The sequence below is a fragment of the Enterobacter sp. HSTU-ASh6 genome (genome assembly GCF_026319105.1).
GTDB lineage: Bacteria > Pseudomonadota > Gammaproteobacteria > Enterobacterales > Enterobacteriaceae > Enterobacter > Enterobacter sichuanensis.
Genome location: NZ_WSPD01000001.1, coordinates 293,010 through 311,306, shown reverse-complemented (window position 1 = coordinate 311,306; position 18,297 = coordinate 293,010). Strand labels below are relative to the sequence as shown.

Genomic DNA, 18,297 nt, shown 5'->3' with positions numbered 1-18,297 from the left:
GGGAAGCTGTCTGCGCAGCAGAATGGGTCTGCATTTTCACGGAATCAGGAACGCCGGAACTATGGATTTTTATTTTTCCCGTTTTGAACATCGTCGTCCTCCGGAACCGTTAACAACACCGCGCTGGGTAATGATCACCTGGCAGGTGTTAGCGGTCGCGGCACTTATTCTGGGTGCCAATTATATTTACTGGCGCTGGACCGCCTCCCTGAATACTGACGCATTATGGTATGCCATTCCGCTGGTCCTCGCCGAAACCCTGGCGTGGATTGGCACCGTGCTGTTTACCATCAATTTGTGGAAAGAACAGGATCCTCCTCAGAGTCCGCCGCCCGGCGAAATTAACGAATGCCTGTCGCCAGAAGAGGCCGTAGAGCCCCGTCCCGTCAAGGTGGATCTGTTCATTGCCACCTACTCGGAAGACACCGAGCTGGTCAGGCTGTCCATTCGCGATGCCCTGAAGATGACGTACCCGTTCCCGATTGACTACCGCATCCACGTGCTTGATGACGGCCGCCGCCCGGAGATGAAAGCCGTCTGTGAAGAAGAAGGCGTTAACTATATCACTCGCCAGACCAACATCGGCTTTAAGGCCGGCAACCTGCGCAACGGCCTTGAGCAAACCGACGGCGATTTTATTGTTATCTGCGACGCCGACACCCGGGTATTTCCCACCCTGCTCAGCCATACGCTGGGCTATTTTCGCGATCCGGACGTGGCCTGGGTACAGACGCCGCAGTGGTTCTTCGATCTTCCGGAAGGAGAAAACCTGTCGCGCTGGGGCCAGCGAAAAGCCGGAAAAGTGGGCTACGGTCTGGGCTGGCTGATTCAAAAGTGTGTTGGCCCGATCACGATTGGCCGCGACCCGTTTTTTAACGATCCGCGCATGTTCTATGACGTGATCCTGCGGCGGCGCAACTGGGCGAACGCGGCTTTCTGCTGCGGCGCAGCGTCCATTCACCGTCGCGAGGCGGTCATGCAGGCCGCACTGAGAAGCTATGTCTGGTCCGTCGAAGAGGAGATCCATCGTCATACGCGCGACATTCGCGATGAGGAGACCCGGGACGCGCTGCAGAATGCAATGCGTCCGCACGTGGCGTTTGACACCGAGCTTACCCCCTACAAATTCCACGTCTCGGAAGATATTTACACCTCGGTGCTGCTGCACGGCGACGCCGCACGACGCTGGCGCTCGGTTATGCATCCGAGGGTTGAGTCGAAGATGCTCTCTCCGCAGGATATGCTCACCTGGATGATCCAGCGCTTTAAGTACGCCGCCGGCTCGCTGGATATTTTGTTCCATGACAACATCTTCAGCCGTCGCCGCTTCAGGCTTTCACTCCCCCAGACGCTGATGTATGCCACCACCTTCTGGTCTTACGTGGCCTGCGTGTGGAACACGGTGTTTTTGATTTCACCCATTATCTATCTATTCACCGGCATTCCGCCGGTGTCCGCCTGGTCGACGCCGTTCTATCTCCACTTTCTCCCGTTTTTTATCTTCTCTGAACTGGCGTTTATGTTCGGCACCTGGGGGATCTCGGCCTGGGATGGCAGGGCCTCATACCTCTCCTTCTTTTCCATGAACCTGCGCGCGCTCAATACGGTGCTGCGGGGCGAACAGATCAAATTTCACGTCACGCCAAAAGAGCGGCAGACGGGCCGTTTTCTCTACCTGGTGAAGCCGCAGATTGCCATCGTGGTGCTGACCCTCGCAGGGCTTATCTGGGGCGGTATTCAGGTGGCGCGTGGACAGGTGGACGACCCCTCCGGCTACGTCATCAATATTTTCTGGGGAGGAGTGAACATCGCCGCCATGCTGCCGCTGATTTTCGCGGCCATGTGGACGCCCGCTGAAGAGGACGAGGTCACCCAATGAGGATACGTGACGCCCTGCTGCCCGCGCGCAGCTACCTCACCATTTTGCTCGGCTTCCTGATCGGCTTTGCCATTGTGGTCTGGGTGGAGAAACAGATGCCCACGCGCGTGGAAAGCAGCGGCAGCATCGCGCTCAGTAAAGACTTCCCGCCGCTGCCCACAAAACGGGCGCTGACCTATGACGAAGCCATCTGGGCGCGGGTCGCCTGGCAATACTACGTGAACAATACCCAGCCAAACGGCCTGGCGAATGCCAGCGACGGTGAACCCTGGCTGAGCCTCTGGAGCGTGGGAAGCTACCTGTTTGCGACCGCTGCCGCAGAGCAGCTCAATATCATTTCCGCCGATGAGTTTGATGAGAGGGTCAGCACCGCCGTGTTCACGCTGGGGCAACTGCCGCTCAATGACAAAGGTCTCCCCGCCGCCTATTACCATGCGGACACACTCAAGATCCTTGGCAAACCTGACGCCTCCGCAATTGGTCTGAGCCGGCTGCTGTCGGCATTACAGACCCTGCTCTGGCGCTATCCCCAGCACGCGGCGGCCATCCGCGATTTGTTGAGCGTGTGGCGCACCGCGGCGCTGATTGAAAATAACACCCAAAGTCAGGCGGCGGTGCCGCTCCACCACTGGACGCTGGCCGACGATGAACAGCGGGACACTTTTGGCTACCGTCTCTATGCCAGCCATACGCTGCGTCTGATAGACAGCGCGGCAGGCCTCGCGGTGACCAATCCCCCTGAAGGGCAAAAGATGATCGATCTGGATGGCGTAATGGTGCCCGATGAAGGGCTTCGCACGCCCTGGGGCAAGCAAACCTCGCTGATCAGCCTCCCCTATCTGTTAACCGGGCTTGAGCTGGGCTTTGATGCGCAGAGCGCTGAAATTGCGTGGCGGATTATGCAGATCCAGCAGCGGCGTCATGGCCTGCGCACGCCAAAACCCCCCGTCAGCACGGATTATGCCGAACCCGCGCCGGATTACGTTAACGATCTGCCGGACAGGCAGCCGGTACAGGCCCGCAACTTGCGCGACGAGGTGCCGGAGAAAGTGGCGATTACCTCCACCCGCACCGCGTTTGCCTGGTATGCCCTTTTCCGCAACAGCTGGAGCGAAGCGCTGCGCCAGCAGGTTCTGGCGCTTCAGGTGCCGGGTAAAGGCTGGCAGCGCGGGTTAAATCTCAACAACAGCGTCAATGACGTCGTGGACGCTGATACCAACGCCATTGTGCTGGAAAGTCTGTCTTACATCGCGCATGGCCAGATGCTCTGTCTGGCCTGCCTCTACACATACCCCTCAGCAGGAGCAACGCCATGAAGCCACGATTCCCGATCCTTTTACACCTGCTCACGGGAATAACGATCTGCTGGCTGGCGCTATCGACCGTGCGTGCGGATACCGAGCTCCCTGCATCAGGTTACTCCCCGCGCAGCGGCGAGCTGACCGCCCGAGAGATGACCATCGCGAAAAACGCCTGGCAGTATTTCGTCACCAACTATCAGCCCACGACGGGTCTGGTGAATGCGGTCAACAAATATCCCTCCACCACCATGTGGGACAGCGCCTCCTATCTGGCCGCCCTTACGGCGGCGCGCGAGCTGGGGATCATTGATAAAGCGGAATTTGACCGCCGGATGCTGAAGTTTCTCGCCACGTTAAACACCCTGGTACTGTTTCGCAACGAGCTGCCCAACAAGGCCTATAACACCATCAGCGGCCAGAAGGTGGACTACACCAACAAGCCCGGCGAAATTGGCTTCTCGGCACTGGATATCGGGCGAATGCTGGTCTGGCTGAAAATCATCAAGGAGCGTTACCCGGAATACGGCAACAGCATTGATAACGTGGTGCTCGGCTGGGATTTCAGTCACGCGATCGACCCCTGCGGCACGCTGTACGGGGCCTATCTGGAGAACGGCCAGCCGAAGTACGTTCAGGAAGGTCGACTGGGCTATGAAGAGTACGGCGCGGCCGGTTTCCAGCTGTGGGGGTTCAATACCTGCAAAGCCAGCAGTCCGCAGCCTTACGAGCTGGCCGAGATCTACTGCGTGCTGGTCCCGTACGATACGCGCGACCCGCGCAACACGTCGCAGCATAACTACGTGGTGACGGAATCCTACCTGCTCTACGGGCTGGAGTTCGGCTTTGATAAACCGACCGACCGGGATAACGCCCCGCGTGACTACTCCCTGACGTGGATGAAAAACTTTGCCGACCGCGTTTATCAGGCTCAGGAGAACCGCTATACCATTACCGGCGTCCTGACCGCGCGCTCCGAGCACCAGCTCGATAAGGCCCCTTACTTCGTCTATGACACCGTCTTCAGCGACGGGTACAACTGGAACACCATTACCGATAAAGGCCAGTTCGTCCCTAACGCTGCCGCGATTTCGCTGAAGGCGGCGCTGGGCATGTGGGTGCTGTGGAACTCCCCCTATACCGACCGCCTGCTGAACACCATTGAGAATGCCAACGAAGAGGGAAAAGGCTACTACGAAGGGCTGTATGAAAACGGCGACGGGCCGATCAAAGAGTTCACCGCGAACAATAACGGCATCATGCTGGAGGCCCTGTTGTTCAAAAAAGAGGGAAAACTGCTGGCCTTCAACACCGACAACCCGAAGAGCAAGGATTTTGCGCCGTCGCTGTGGGATCGAAAGCTGCTCGATCAGTTTGAAGAGAACAACGCGCTGCGCAGCCGCCCGTTCCTTGCCAGCACCCCGGCCGTAAAAAGCTGGTGCGACCGGACCGGCGTCACGCAGCGTACCAAACCCGCCTGCCAGGCCTGTCAGTGCGCGTCATGCAGCGTGGACGAGCCCGTTAAACTGCCTCCGGTGACTGCGCAATGCTTAAAACCATAGCCAGAGGGCTTGCGGGATTACTCCTTGCAGGCGCGATCGTCTTTGCGCTGTTTGCCCATCAGGGCGCAGGCTGGCGCTGGCTCATCAGTGGCGGCTGGCACTCCAGCGCGCGTATTGCCGCCCTGACGCCGGAAGAACAGAAATGGGCGGCGATCGCCTGGCGCTATTTCGTCAATAATACCCAGCCGCAAACCGGGCTGGTCAACGGCAGCGACAAACAGCCCCGCGTCACGCTCTGGCAAATGGGCGATACGCTTATCGCCCTGCTGGCGGCCAAAGAGCTGGGGCTGATTGAGGAGGCCGAGTATGACGCTCGCCTGACGCGGCTGATGGGCACCCTCAACCGCATGATGCTGACCGAGGCCCGGACGCCCGGTCGACTCTATTCCAGCCAGACGGCGACGCCGATCGACTTTAGCGGCAAGCCCGTTAAAAATGGCTGGTCCGCGCGAGACATGGCGCGTCTGATGCTCGCCCTGCGCCTCACCGCAGAGCGGGAACCGCAGTACAGCGAATACCTCGATAAAATCATCCTGCGCTGGAATTTCTGTCCGGTCATCGACGGCGAAGGCGAACTGTGGTCATCTTCCCTGCAAAACGGCCAGCCGGTGGTGCGCGAGGAGCTGCGCCTGGGCGAGAGCGAATATGCCGCAACGGCGTTTCAGCTGTGGGGGTTTTCCCCGGAGAAAGCGTTTACGCCCCCGGCGCACCACGTCATCATCGCCCAGCGGCGTCTGGCCGTCGATGCCCGGGATCCGCGCACCACGTGGCAGCCCTCCCTGATCACCACCCTTCCCTATATGCTGCCGGGCCTGGAGTTTGGCTGGGAGCCCGAAGGCGTTGCGGCCGATCGGCAAAAGCACCTGCGCAAGCAGGCCGAAAACGTCTGGCTGAGCCAGAAGAGCCGCTGGGAGACCGATAAGATCCTGACGGCCAGGGCAGATTTCTCGCTCCCGCAGGCGCCCTGGCATATCCAGGATACGGTCTGGGGAAATGGCTATGCCTGGAACTCTGTCGGTGACGATGGCCGGGACTACACCCGTTTCGCACAGGTGTCGACCAAAGCGGTCTTTGCCCTGTGGGCCCTGTGGGACACCCCGTACACCGACGTGCTGATGTCGGTGACAAAGCATCTTAACGATCCGCAAAAAGGCTGGTACGAAGGCCGCCAGGAAGCCACGGGCGATACTAACGCTGCGCTCACCCTTTCCACCAATGCCACGGTGCTGGAAGCCCTGTTCTTTAAACACAACGCGGGCCCCCTGTTTGACGCCCGCCGGGCTAAAAAAGAGAGCTACTTTACGCGCCGTGTGGCAGATGACTATACGCCCGTCGGGCACTGTATACCGGGCGAAAATGCCGTAAGGAGGACGCCGTGAAATTTTACCGCGATCTGTTTGAATCCAGTCTTAACCGCGTCTTTCCGGATAATGATAAAACGGCGTTTTTTCAGACGTTCTATGACGCCTTCGTCCATATGTCACCCGAGACGGAGCAGCATTTTTATCGCCTGCCGGATAGCGAGGGTCAGCAGACTCTGTTTAAGAGTTTCTTCGCCATGCTTGCGGTAGACGGCGCGTTAATCGTGCCTGATTTTCTCGAGCGCCTGGCGCGGGAGCAAAGTGACGACGGTCTTCACCTCCCGCCGCGTTTTTTCGCCCTGTGGCGCGAAGCGATGTTGAACGCGGTGAGCCTGCGCGATCCGCAGTGCGACGATGAGATCCTGACGGCCTGGGCCATGGCGATCGCGCCCGGGCTGGAATACCTGCGCCGACAGGCAGAACTGCACTACCGCGCGTAGGAGGATCACGATGAGCGCATTCACGTACGATCTTAACGCGCTGCCGGCCGCCGTCATGATTTATGACCGCGAGGAACGCCTGCAGGCCTGGAATCACAACGTGGCCCTTTTTTATCCGGTCATTACCCCGTGGCTGAAGGTGGGTACAACGCTGGAGTCGCTGGCGGAACGCTTTATCGACGCCGTTTACAACGTAGATCCCGGCCTTCGCCTGACGCTGCGCGAGTCGATCGTGCGCAACTGTCGGCAGGATAAACACTGCGAAGTGCGGCAGGCAGGCCAGCGGCGGATCTTCGTCCAGCACCAGCGCCTTGCGGACGGTGGCATTGTCAGCCTGCACAGCGATGTCACGGAGCTGGATGAAGCACAGCGGGCACGTCATCAACTGCATGACGATTTTCTGCTGACGGCGGAATCCATACATATCGGGATCTGGGACTGGCAGGTTTCTGGAGACACGCTCCAGGTCAACGATACCCTGCTTGCCATGCTGGGCCAGTCGCGCACCCAGTGGCGATATCCGGTGCGTTTTTTGCTCAATCAGGTCCACGAGAACGATCGCGCTGCGCTGCGCAAGGCGCTGCACGCGTCGAAGCAGGATCATCGTCCGGTCTTTGAATGTGAAATTCGCGTGCATCACCCTACCGAAGGTCTGCGCTGGATGCTGCTCTCCGGCCAGGTGGTCACGCTCTCCATTGAGGGAAACGCCGAGCGCGTGATTGGCACGCTGCAGGATATTACGCGCCGTAAGGAGGCTGAAATTCAGGCGTTCGCCTCAGCCATTGAGGCACAAAAAGCCAATGAGGCAAAAAGCGCATTCCTGGCGAATATGAGCCATGAAATTCGCACCCCCATGAACGGCATTATTGGCATGACCCAACTGTGCCTGGATACAGCGCTCAGCGCCGATCAGCGCGATTACCTGACGCTGGTGATGAGTTCTGCCCAGTCTTTGCTGCATATCATCAACGACATTCTCGACTTTTCCCGGATTGAAGCCAGTAAAGTGGAGCTGGAGGCGGAGCCCGTCCCGGTCCGCCCCTTCATTCAGTCGCTTATTCGCCCCCACATGCCGGGGGCGAGCGAAAAAGGCATTGAGCTGCTGGTCGATATTGCGCCCGACGTTCCCGACGTGCTGCTTGTCGACGGCGCGCGGCTGCGCCAGATCCTGACCAATCTGCTGGGTAACGCGCTGAAGTTTACCCATCAGGGTGAAGTTATCCTGATTGTTGAGCCCGCGGATAACACGGATCGATGGCGTTTCCGGGTGTGCGACAGCGGCATTGGCATTCCGGCAGATAAGCAGAAAGCCATTTTTGAAGCCTTCAGCCAGGCGGATAACTCTACCACCCGCCGCTATGGCGGTACGGGGCTCGGGCTAACCATCTCTGCGCGACTGGTCGCGGCGATGGGCGGCGAATTAACGGTCTCCAGCGAGCCGGGGAAAGGCAGCGAATTTTCCTTCGTGCTACCGCTTGCGGCCCAGGCACCTGGCCCGGAGGAACGCCCTCATAGCCATCGCTTTAACGGGGAGCCCGTGCTGGTGGTTGATGATAACGCGACCAACCTGCGGCTATTGGCCGCCATGCTCAGCCAGATGGGGTTGAAACCCACCTGCGTTAATAACGCCAGCGAGGCCATCAACCGGGTTAAAACGGGAACGGCATGGCCCCTGATCCTGCTGGACGCGCAGATGCCGGATATGGACGGCGTGTCGCTGGCTCTCGAACTTTCGGTGCTGCCGCAGGTTGCTGAGAGCCATATCATCATGCTGAGCTCCATGAGCCGACATTTTGATATCAATATGCTGAAGCGGATCGGTATCCAGAACTACCTGCATAAACCTATCGCCCAGAATGAATTGCATCAGGCGATTGCCGCGGCGTTTGAACGTGCGCCAAAGACGGTGAGTGAAAGCGCGCCCGCAGCCACCGTCGCGCCGGACAACGCCGGGCTCAGGGTCCTCCTTGCGGAAGATAATCTGGTCAACCAGAAGGTCGCCGCGCGCCTGCTTGAGCGGCTCGGGCACACCTGTCAGATCGTCGATAATGGCGTCGCACTGCTGGAACGCTGGCGCGCGGGCGTGTGGGACGTTTTGCTGATCGATCTTCAGATGCCAGAGATGGACGGTGAGACCGCCATTCGCCTGCTGCGTGAAGAAGAACGCGCCCGGCCCGGCCCGGCTCAGCCCACCGTCGCCATGACCGCACACGCCATGCAGGGGGATAAAGAGCGCTGTCTTCAGATGGGTTTCGACGGCTACATTGCCAAACCCATCAGCCAGGAGCGTCTCGCTGAGGAGATTGCTCGCGTGCTCCCCCGCCACGATGACCCTTCCGCCTTCCCGGATGAAGCACGTCTGCTGAAGCAGTGTGCTGACGACCCTGCTCTGGTCCAGGAGCTGCTGGCCCTGTTTGGCGAAGGGCTGGAGGAGGCCATGAAGGCCATCACCCTGGCTATCGACAGCGACGATCGTGAAGCGCTGCGCCGCGGCGCCCACAAGCTGCGAGGAGAAGCCGTCACGCTGGATTTCGGGCGACTCGCCCGTCAGCTGCAGGCGCTGGAGAGCGAGGCGCACACGCTGGAGGGGCAACAGCTTGCGGCGCTAAACCAGCAGCTTCATAAGGAATCGCTGCGCCTGATGGCGTGGCTCAACGCGCGCGGGGTAAACGCATGATCGCTCGCAACTGCGCGCTGCTCATTGCCCTGTTGACCACCCATACGGTGGCGAACTCTGCGCCGGTCAGCTGGTCTCTGGCCGGAGAATGGCAGGTTCAGGACGCCAATGATAGCGCGCGTCCTGCCGCATCAGGCTGGCGCCCGCTTCAGGTCCCCGCCAACTGGTACAGCGCCGGGTACGATCACCAGGGCGCGCTGTGGTACAAGCACGCGTTTTCCCTGCCCGTGCAGCCGCCCGACGTAATGAGCACTCTGGTGTTTGACGGCGTCGACTACCTGGCCGAGGTCACCCTGAACGGCCAGCCGCTCGGCCAGCATGAGGGCTATTTTCAGCGCTTTTCGCTGGATGCCAGTCAAGCGTTACAACGTCACAACCGACTGGTGGTCAGGGTGGACAGCCCTTACGAAGATCCCAATAAGATCTGGCCGCTGCATAAAACGGTCATGAAGGGGATCCTTAACCAGCATGACACGCGTCCCGGCGGGGCCTGGTCGCCGCAAGGACAGGACGCCAACTCGGGCGGCATCTGGGCGCCGGTGAGGCTGCATCTTAGCCGAGGCGCTACCCTGGATGAGACCATCCTGCGGCCAGACTGGTCACAGGGGCTGATGCACCCCGCGCTGAAAGCAGACATTCGCTATCGCGCGCTCGGTCAGGGCCCGGCGACCGTGCGTCTCACCGCCACGCCCGCCAACTTCAGCGGCAGGCCCTATCAGGCTGACTTTCCGGTTACCCTCGAAAGCGGCGCCCATTCCGTGCAGCTGACGCTGCCCATGCCGAAGGCAAAACTGTGGTGGCCCGTCGGTACCGGAAAACCCCACCTGTATACCATTCGCGTGGCATTGCGGGATGAAAACGGCCTGATGGATACGGCGGTCACCCGCACCGGGCTGCGCAAGATCGTCGAGCAGCCCGACAATAAGGGCTGGCTCATTAACGACAAACGCCTTTTCATTAAGGGCAGTAATTACATCGGATCCCCCTGGCTCAGCACCATGACGCGAGAAAAATACCGTCGCGATCTTCGTCTGGTGGAAGCCATGAACGCCAACGCCATACGCGTGCACGGACACGTTGCCGGACGTGCGTTGTATGACGTGGCCGATGAGATGGGCATGATGATCTGGCAGGATGTTCCGCTGCAGTGGGGCTACAACAACAGTGCGGCTTTCACGGAAAATGCGGTTCGCCAGACGCGGGAGATGATCGAACAGTTCGGTAATTCCCCCGCCATCATCGTCTGGGGCGGGCATAACGAACCGCCGTGGAACTCGCCGTGGATGGAAAAACGCTTCCCGGACTGGAATAAAGATCTGAATCGCGAGCTCACGCAAAAGGTGGCGGATACGCTTGCCGAAGATACCTCGCGCATCGTGCACCGCTTCTCCGCCGTTGAGGAGCATTACTGGGCGGGCTGGTACTTTGGTACCGTACGCGACCTGCTTGCTCCGGCCAAAACGGGGATCATCACCGAGTTCGGCGCGCAGGCGCTTCCCCGCGTGTCGACGCTAAAAACCATCATCCCGGCGGCGTCACTCTGGCCCAAAACGACCGCCGCTGACGATCCCGGCTGGACCGTCTGGAAATACCATAATTTTCAGCCCTTCCAGACCTTTAAGTTTGCCGGTATTTCGCGTGGGGACAACATCCAGGCGATGATCCGCAATACTCAGGCGTACCAGTCGCAGCTGGTGGCCACGGCGGCAGAGAGCTACCGTCGACAGCGCTACCAGCCGGTGACGGCCCTGTTCCACTTCATGTTTGTAGAAACCTGGCCGTCCATCAACTGGGGCGTAGTGGACTACCTGCGTAAGCCTAAAGCTGGGTTCTACGCCTTAAAACGCGCCTACCAGCCTGTTTTGCCGTCTATTGAACCCGTCACGGCGCAGTGGCAATCCGGCGCGGCGGCGACCGTGCGTCTGTGGGCCATCAACGACACCTGGAAACCGTGCCGCGAATGTCGTCTGAGCTGGCGCATCACCCAGCGCGACAAGCTGCTGGCAAAAGGCACGACGACGATGACGATCGCAGCAGACTCAGGAACGATGGTAAAAGCGGTCACGGCCACGCCCGTGGGCCAGGACGACGTGTCGATTCGGTTTAAGATTGAAAACAGCGCGGGAAAAATTGTCGGCGAAAATCAGCGCACGGAGTCCGTCATAAAGTGAGCGAGGGGAAAAGGAAAATTGCCGCTTCCCCTCCTTTCTTGTACCCTTTCAGCGTTTACCCCATTCCCCTAAAATCGAGACATCCGGACGCCTATGACTGCACATATTTCCAAAGATCCTTTGCATGGCGTAACGCTGGAGATGATGGTCAACGCCCTGGTGGCGAAATATGGCTGGCACGAACTGGGCGACCGAATCAAAATTAACTGTTTCAGAAAAGACCCCAGCGTTAAATCGAGCCTGAAATTTCTGCGCCGTACACCGTGGGCGCGCGCGGAGGTTGAAGCCCTGTATCTGGACTCTCTCAACGATGAGGGACACGCAGAACAGGAAGCGCCCGCCTTTAATCCCTGGGCCAACAGTCGGATTATCAAGAGCTAATACGCAAATGACGCGACACGTAAAACGGACTGGTGCGCTGGCTGCCTGCGCACTTTTACTTGTAAGTTGCTCCTCAAAACCGCCAAAGTCACTGGTTACCCCCCTTCCCACCGTCAGCAAACCGACGCAACAGGCAAATGTGCCGATGCGCGGTATCTGGCTGGCGACCGTCTCGCGTCTCGACTGGCCCCCGTTGGCCTCGGTGAACGGCCGCAGCGCGGACCAACGCATCGCGATGCAAAAGCAGGCGCTGATCGCAAAGCTCGACAACCTTAAGCACCTCGGCATTAACACGGTGTTTTTCCAGGTGAAGCCCGACAGCACGGCCCTCTGGTCATCAAAGATTTTGCCGTGGTCAGATACGCTAACGGGCAACATCGGTGAGTATCCGGGATACGATCCGCTGCAGTTTCTGCTCGATGAAGCGCACAAGCGCGGCATGAAGGTCCATGCCTGGTTCAACCCTTACCGCGTGTCGACCAATACTAAACCGTCCACCATCGCCGCCCTGAACCGGACGGCCTATCAGACCCCGTCCAGCGTCTATGTCCAGCACCCGGAGTGGGTGCGCATCTCGGGCGACCGCTTTGTGCTCGACCCGGGCATTCCCGACGTGCGGGACTGGATCACCAAAGTGGTCACCGAAGTGGTGGCGAACTACCCGGTAGACGGCGTGCAGTTCGATGATTACTTTTATGCCGAATCGCCGGGATCCGCGCTCAATGATTCCCAGACCTGGCGGCAGTACGGCCAGGGATTTGCCTCCAAAGCCGACTGGCGAAGACACAACACGCAGCAGCTGATTGTCCAGGTCTCCCGGGCGATTAAACAGACAAAGCCCGACGTGGAGTTCGGCGTCAGCCCGGCGGGCGTGTGGCGTAACCGTTCGTTTGACCCGGCAGGCTCCGACACCCGCGGCGCCGCGGCCTATGATGAATCCTACGCCGATACGCGTCAGTGGGTTCAGCAGGGCCTGCTGGACTACATCGCCCCGCAAATTTACTGGCCCTTCTCGCGGGATGCCGCGCGCTACGATGTGCTGACCAGATGGTGGGCCGACGTGGTGAAGCCGACCCACACTCGCCTGTACATTGGCATTGCGTTCTACAAGGTGGGTGAGCCGTCAAAAAATGAGCCAGACTGGACGGTTCAGGGCGGCGTGCCGGAGCTGAAAAAACAGCTCGATCTCAACGATTCGCTGCCTAACGTTAACGGCACCATCCTGTTCCGGGAAGATTACCTCAACCGCCCGCAGACGCAGCAGGCGGTGAATTACCTGAAGGGACGCTGGGGTGGCTGAATGACAACCAGGCAGAAACGCCCTGTTTCTGCCTGGTTATTTACGGCTTCGGCCCGAACATCGCCTCAAGCTGCTGCGCATCCGGCATACCGACCACCTGCTGCAGCTCATTTTCCGCATTCAGATAATAAATGGCTGGCGTGGCGTTAGCGCCCAGGCTGTCCATCAGCGCCTGGTGCTTCTGCAGTATCGCTACCGTTTCGCGGGAAGCCTCACCCTCTGGCTTCGGCAACTTTTTCCCACCGGAAAGCTCGTATTCGCGCCAGGCCACCACCGGATCTTTCGCATTGAGGATCGCGGCGGCGTTACGTCCGCTGTTGGGGTTGAGGAACGCCACCAGCAGCGTGTTTAGCTGAACCTTGCCCGCCTTCACCCACGGCTGCGCCTCGGACCAGAACTGCTTGCAGTACGGACAGAACGGATCGGCAAAGACAAAGACCTTACGCGGGGCGCTATCCGCCCCTTCCTTCAGGGGATGTGCCGCGTTGAGGTTTTTCCACATCTCGCGCCCCATCGGGGCGTAGATCTCTTTCTGGAAGTAGCCTTCGCTAAGGTTCTTCCCCTTGTCGTCATAAAGATAACCTGAGATCACGTGCTTGCCATCCGGCGTTAAAAACAGCGTGACGCCCATGTCCTGATACTGCCCCAGCCAGGCTGGCGCCCCGCCGGGTGCATCCAGCTTCTTGATGATTTTAATGTTCTGCTGCTCGCTGAAGTGCTTCACCACATCCGGTATGGCTTCAGCCGCCTGTACCAGCCCTGACGTCGCCAGCGCCGAAAGTAACAGTAATTTTTTCATTTCCCTCTCCGGTTTGTCGGGGGCATTCCGCCCCCTTCAGGTTAGCGGTTTTTCAGTGCGTCACTGACCATTTCATCGAACTGTTCGAACGGCACCCAGCCGGGAAGCAGTCCCTCGCCGATAAGGGTGGCGGGCGTGCCCTGGATCCCCATTTTTTCCGCGACGATCAGGCTGCGCTTGATCGTCAGCAGGCTCTCGTCATCCGGCGTCGTCACGTTCACGCCCGCCCGCTTCTGCGCCTCCTGAATGCTGGCCTCATCGTGGTACCCCTTCTTCGCCATCAGGGTATGGTTGAGTTTCATAAACTGCTCAGGATGCGCACGCCAGACGGTTAACGCGTCTCGCGCGGCGGTGAGCGAACTTTCCGAACGGAAAGGTAAAAACTTAAAGACTACCGCCACGTCCGGGTGTTTTTCGACAATCTTCTCCAGGTACGGATCGAATTTTTTACAGTACGGACAGTTGTAGTCGGTAAACACCACGAGGGTGAGCTTTGGGTTTTTCGCGCCGATGCGCGGGGAATTCGGGTCGTTAAACAGAAAATCAGCGATCATCTGCTGCGCGCGCTGCTCCTGGTCCGGCGTCAGCGGCTGGGCCGCGAACACCTGAACCGGGGCCAGCAGGAACAGAAGCGTAATAAGGAGTGTTTTCATCGTACAGTTAGCCTTTTGCGTTGTTCAGGGTGGTGACCAGGGTGCGCTTGTCCAGCAGCGGCGAGAGGATTTCGCCATCAGGCAGGCCGGGGCCATACACCGCGTTAAACGGGATGGCGTAGCGGTTTCGCTTCGCCAGAAACGCCGCGATGAGCGCGGACGGCTGGCTCCAGTCTCCGCGCAGGGCCACCACGTCCGGCTGGCGCAGTGCGGCAACGATCTCCGGCTGATTGAGCACCCGATGCTCGTTCACCTTACAGGTAACGCACCAGTCGGCAGAGATATCCACGAACACCCGTTTCCCCTGCGCCAGAGCCTGCCCGATGGCCTCCTCGCTGAGCGGCTGCCACGGTATGGCCTGCGCGGTATTTAGCGCCGACGCGTCAGGCGGCGCGTTAAGCAGCCCGCGCACCTGATACCCGCCGAACCCCGACAGCGCGATAACCACGAGCCAGAACAGCGGCGAGGCCGTTTGCCGCTTCATTGCGAACAGCGCCAGCGTGACGGCGACCAGCATCAGCAACACCACCTGAGTGACCCTGTCGCCCAGATGCAGGCTCAGCAGCGTCGCCAGCCAGAAGCTGGAGGCCAACATCATCAGGCCGAGAACGACTTTCAGCGTGTTCATCCAGCGACCGGGTTTCGGCAGCAGCAAGGCCGTTTTCGGCACCAGGGCGACAAACAGCCACGGCAGGCTCATGCCCACGCCGAGCATCAGGAAGATGAGCCACAGGGCGTGCAGCGGCGCGCCAAGGGCAAAGGCAACCGCGGTACCCAGAAACGGCGCGGAGCACGGGGTCGCCAGCAGCGTGGCGAACATCCCTTCACAGAAGCTGCCGCTAATCCCCGTCCCTCCTGCCGTTGCCAGCCGCCCGGCGGCGACAGAAGGAAGCAGCATCTCAAAGACCCCAAACAGGTTCAGCGCAAACAGGAAGGTGACGGCGACCATCAGGCCGATAAACCACGGGTTCTGGAATTGAATGCCCCATCCCAGCGACGCGCCAGCCAGCTTCAGCGCGGTGACCATTGCGGCCAGCAGCATAAAGGAGGTCACGATCCCGGCGCTGGTGGCCAGAAAGCGCAGCCGGATGGTGCGGCCGTCCGAGCCCGCGTGCAGGATGCTGTTGAGCTTCATGCCCATCACCGGCAGTACACAGGGCATCAGGTTCAGGATCAGCCCGCCCAATAGCGCAAACAGCACCATTTTGCCGATCCCGTCCGCCACTGAAGTCTCTTCGGGCGTTGTCCCAACGGTCATGGTGGTTTGCTGCGCGCGATCGCCATTGGTCAGCACAAACGACAGCGCTTTACCCTTCAGCGAGGCGGGCTTATCGCCCCATTCATCGGTGACGGGGACCGTTACCCGAAGCGTATTGCCGTCGTGTTTAATGACCGGCTCGCCGGGCAAAATGTCACCCTCCAACGGGTCAAAGAAGATCCCCGGATTATCCCATTTCCCGTCCGTCGTCCCCGTCACCACCAGGTTGCCGTCAGAAAGCCAGGCCGACAAATCGGCAGAAACGCCGGAGGTGCCCGGCACGGCGCGCATCGCTTGCGCGAAGGCGCTGCGGAAGCCCTCATCCACCGGTTGGGTAAAATCGAGGTGCAGCGGGTAGTCCGTCAGCAGGCAGACGTTGCTGCACGTAGAGAGCGTGAGCGTCCCGTCGAGCGTGTCGTCCCTCAACCCGTCGAGCGTAATCGGAATAGTGACCTTATCGTGATAGCCCTGCGTGGTCATGCCGGAGATATCGAAGCGCGACGGGACCGGCCAGGACCAGCTGTCCGTTACGCCGTCCGGCCAGCTGATTTTCGGCGCCACACCGCCCTCGCCCGGCGATCGCCAGTAGGTTTTCCAGCCGGGTTTTAGCTCAACGGTGAGCAGGCCCTTAATGTGCGTTTGTTCCCTCTCCGCCTGAAAGCGGATACGGGCGTGATCGTTTTGGGGGGAAACCAGCCAGCCGGTGTCCGCCGCATGGGCAATGCCGATGCAGGACAGCCACAGGAAGACGAATCCCCTGAAGAGGTTAACCATGTTTTACTCCGTGAACAGTGAAAAATTATCGTGCGGTGACGATGATTTCACTCACGGAAAACGCAGTTTTTCAGGTGTATTCGGGGAGGCGGTGCCTGAACGGGCTGTTCAACGGGCGCAAACGCCCGCCCTTGCGTAAACAGCTGCAGCAGCGCGAAGAAGATAATAATGGCCGGTAGCGCACCGTCAAAGAACAGCGGCTGCGCGCAAAGCAGCGAGTGCGCGCCCAGCTGACAGGGCGACGGGCCGGGCTGTTCCGTATCGCTGGTTTGCGCCGGGGCATCAGCTATCAGAGAAATCTGCGGATCCAGCCCCTGTAAAAAATGGTTGAGCATCACCGCACGCTGTACGAGGCAAAGCGCCATCGCCAGACAGGTGATAATCAAAAGCCATTTTCCGAGGAGCTGACGGTTGCGCATAACATTCCAGAGTAACAAGACGCCCCGATCATAAACGATAGTGATGAATCTACAAGTGCCGGAAGTGTAAGGTTTTGTCTGTCGCCGCTATTCGCCCGTTAGCGCGTCATAGACGTCCCGCAGCCGCGTGCGTAGAAACAGTACTGCCTTATGTTTGCGGGATAACAGCGCCTGTTCGCTGGCACCGGTCTCCTCTGCCAGCATTTTAATGCTGTAGCCGTAAAGCTCGGTCTTTTCAAACACCTCCCGCTGCGGCGGCGACAGTTCAGACAGTGCCTGTCCCAGCTCTTCCCACAGCAGCGTTTTGAGGTACTCCTCCTCCGGCGTGTGCGATACGCCGAACAGGGTTTCGGCCAGCTCGTCCTCCGGGAAACCCTCGTCGTCTTCCCCCGTAAAATAGCCGGAGAGCGAGACCTCGCGCTTTTTCCGTGCCCGGTCGGTCATCTCGTTACGCGCCGCGCGGAACAGCCAGGCGGCGACGTTTTCGACCGGCTGTTCCACTTTCATCAGCTGATACGTCACTTCCTGCAGAATGTCGTCGGCATCATCACGGACGGACGTCCGTCCGCGAATGAAGGCTCTCAGCCGGGCGCGGCAGGCATTGAGCGCCGACATCAGCATGGATCCGCCCGCCTCCCCGGCTTTCATTTCGCTCACTCTGCTTCCGGCGCTTTCGGCGTGGCGTCATCGAGCTTATCGTCACGATGCCCGTGCCAGCCGCAGTGCCCGCGGCCGTGACGACCAAACCCTTCGCGGCGCTGCTGAATAAACGCCTCGCGCTGCTCGGGCGTCATGTTCATCCAGCGCTCGTGCATGCGGCGGTGCGCGCCGAACATCCCCGGGCGGAAGCCCAGCCCGCCAAACAGAATGCGGCTCAGCACCAGAATGCCCAGCGCCTGCCAGAATCCGATGGCCTTCACGCCAAGGATCGCCGGAAGCAAGGCATTCCACAGGGACATCACCAGCAGGCCGAGTACGATGAAAATCACCGCGCCGATGACTAATCCCTTGCCCATACGGTGGCGACCAAATCCGCGCCCGTGACCTCTGCCGTGCATTTCAAAATCTCTCATGGTGTTTACCTCGTTTACCGTAACTGATTATGGCTTGTGGTGAGGTAGACGGATGAGCGAGGGAAATATTGCTGGGGTGAATGAAAGAATTTTTGTGCTGTCGGATTTGGACTCATAGCTGTTAGAGTTGGCGGGCGCTATGAGTCACCTTGAGGCCATCACTTTTTGCGTAATGAAGTCGCTAGTCTTCGCTTGACAGAAAAGGAGAAAGGCGCAAGTAAATGGCATAAAAAGTCCGGCAGTCTGAGTGCC

Annotated in this window: 15 protein-coding genes; 9 read left to right on the top strand and 6 right to left on the bottom strand. The window is 59.5% G+C overall.

Features of this window, described 5'->3' with window-relative positions:
* Positions 1 to 61 precede the first annotated feature (61 nt).
* The 9 genes from GM298_RS01480 to GM298_RS01440 all read left to right on the top strand — a co-directional run bounded on the left by GM298_RS01480 (position 62) and on the right by GM298_RS01440 (position 13,069).
* A complete protein-coding gene (locus GM298_RS01480; protein WP_266153408.1) occupies positions 62 to 1,879 on the top strand; it encodes a glycosyltransferase in 1,818 nt (605 codons plus the stop codon).
* A complete protein-coding gene (locus tag GM298_RS01475) occupies positions 1,876 to 3,195 on the top strand; it encodes a DUF3131 domain-containing protein (protein ID WP_262784101.1) in 1,320 nt (439 codons plus the stop codon). Before GM298_RS01480 ends, GM298_RS01475 begins: the two co-directional genes overlap by 4 nt.
* Positions 3,192 to 4,739, top strand: a complete 1,548-nt coding sequence (locus GM298_RS01470; protein ID WP_045285748.1) for a DUF3131 domain-containing protein — start codon at positions 3,192 to 3,194, stop codon at positions 4,737 to 4,739. The genes GM298_RS01475 and GM298_RS01470 overlap by 4 nt, the downstream gene beginning before the upstream one ends.
* Positions 4,724 to 6,118: a DUF3131 domain-containing protein gene (locus GM298_RS01465; RefSeq protein ID WP_266153407.1), complete on the top strand. Its 1,395-nt coding sequence runs from the start codon at positions 4,724 to 4,726 to the stop codon at positions 6,116 to 6,118. The genes GM298_RS01470 and GM298_RS01465 overlap by 16 nt, the downstream gene beginning before the upstream one ends.
* Complete coding sequence (locus GM298_RS01460; protein WP_266153406.1) at positions 6,115 to 6,540, top strand: globin; 426 nt, start codon at positions 6,115 to 6,117, stop codon at positions 6,538 to 6,540. Before GM298_RS01465 ends, GM298_RS01460 begins: the two co-directional genes overlap by 4 nt.
* 10 nt (positions 6,541 to 6,550) lie before the next feature.
* A complete protein-coding gene (locus tag GM298_RS01455) occupies positions 6,551 to 9,217 on the top strand; it encodes a hybrid sensor histidine kinase/response regulator (protein WP_266153405.1) in 2,667 nt (888 codons plus the stop codon).
* Positions 9,214 to 11,388, top strand: coding sequence for a glycoside hydrolase family 2 protein (locus GM298_RS01450; protein ID WP_266153404.1), 2,175 nt, complete (start codon positions 9,214 to 9,216; stop codon positions 11,386 to 11,388). The genes GM298_RS01455 and GM298_RS01450 overlap by 4 nt, the downstream gene beginning before the upstream one ends.
* Before the next feature lie 93 nt (positions 11,389 to 11,481).
* Positions 11,482 to 11,769 carry a VF530 family DNA-binding protein gene (locus GM298_RS01445; protein ID WP_025756489.1) on the top strand — a complete coding sequence of 96 codons (288 nt, stop codon included), beginning with the start codon at positions 11,482 to 11,484 and terminating at the stop codon, positions 11,767 to 11,769.
* A gap of 7 nt (positions 11,770 to 11,776) precedes the next feature.
* A complete protein-coding gene (locus GM298_RS01440) occupies positions 11,777 to 13,069 on the top strand; it encodes a glycoside hydrolase family 10 protein (protein ID WP_266153402.1) in 1,293 nt (430 codons plus the stop codon).
* A gap of 40 nt (positions 13,070 to 13,109) precedes the next feature.
* Here GM298_RS01440 and dsbG read toward each other — a convergent pair whose 3' ends face one another.
* From dsbG to GM298_RS01410, 6 genes are all read right to left on the bottom strand, one after another.
* The gene (gene dsbG / locus GM298_RS01435; protein ID WP_266153400.1) at positions 13,110 to 13,868 is read right to left on the bottom strand and encodes a thiol:disulfide interchange protein DsbG; all 759 of its coding nucleotides are present in this window, start codon (positions 13,866 to 13,868) and stop codon (positions 13,110 to 13,112) included.
* A gap of 41 nt (positions 13,869 to 13,909) precedes the next feature.
* The gene (locus GM298_RS01430; protein ID WP_266153398.1) at positions 13,910 to 14,521 is read right to left on the bottom strand and encodes a DsbA family protein; all 612 of its coding nucleotides are present in this window, start codon (positions 14,519 to 14,521) and stop codon (positions 13,910 to 13,912) included.
* A gap of 7 nt (positions 14,522 to 14,528) precedes the next feature.
* Positions 14,529 to 16,553, bottom strand: coding sequence for a protein-disulfide reductase DsbD family protein (locus GM298_RS01425; protein ID WP_266153396.1), 2,025 nt, complete (start codon positions 16,551 to 16,553; stop codon positions 14,529 to 14,531).
* A 47-nt stretch (positions 16,554 to 16,600) separates the two neighbouring features.
* A complete protein-coding gene (locus GM298_RS01420) occupies positions 16,601 to 16,972 on the bottom strand; it encodes a hypothetical protein (RefSeq protein WP_045285756.1) in 372 nt (123 codons plus the stop codon).
* Positions 16,973 to 17,059: 87 nt separating this feature from the next.
* Positions 17,060 to 17,620, bottom strand: coding sequence for an RNA polymerase sigma factor (locus tag GM298_RS01415; protein ID WP_252087216.1), 561 nt, complete (start codon positions 17,618 to 17,620; stop codon positions 17,060 to 17,062).
* A 5-nt stretch (positions 17,621 to 17,625) separates the two neighbouring features.
* Positions 17,626 to 18,045, bottom strand: a complete 420-nt coding sequence (locus GM298_RS01410) for a hypothetical protein (RefSeq protein ID WP_266153394.1) — start codon at positions 18,043 to 18,045, stop codon at positions 17,626 to 17,628.
* Between the last annotated feature and the right edge of the window lie 252 nt (positions 18,046 to 18,297).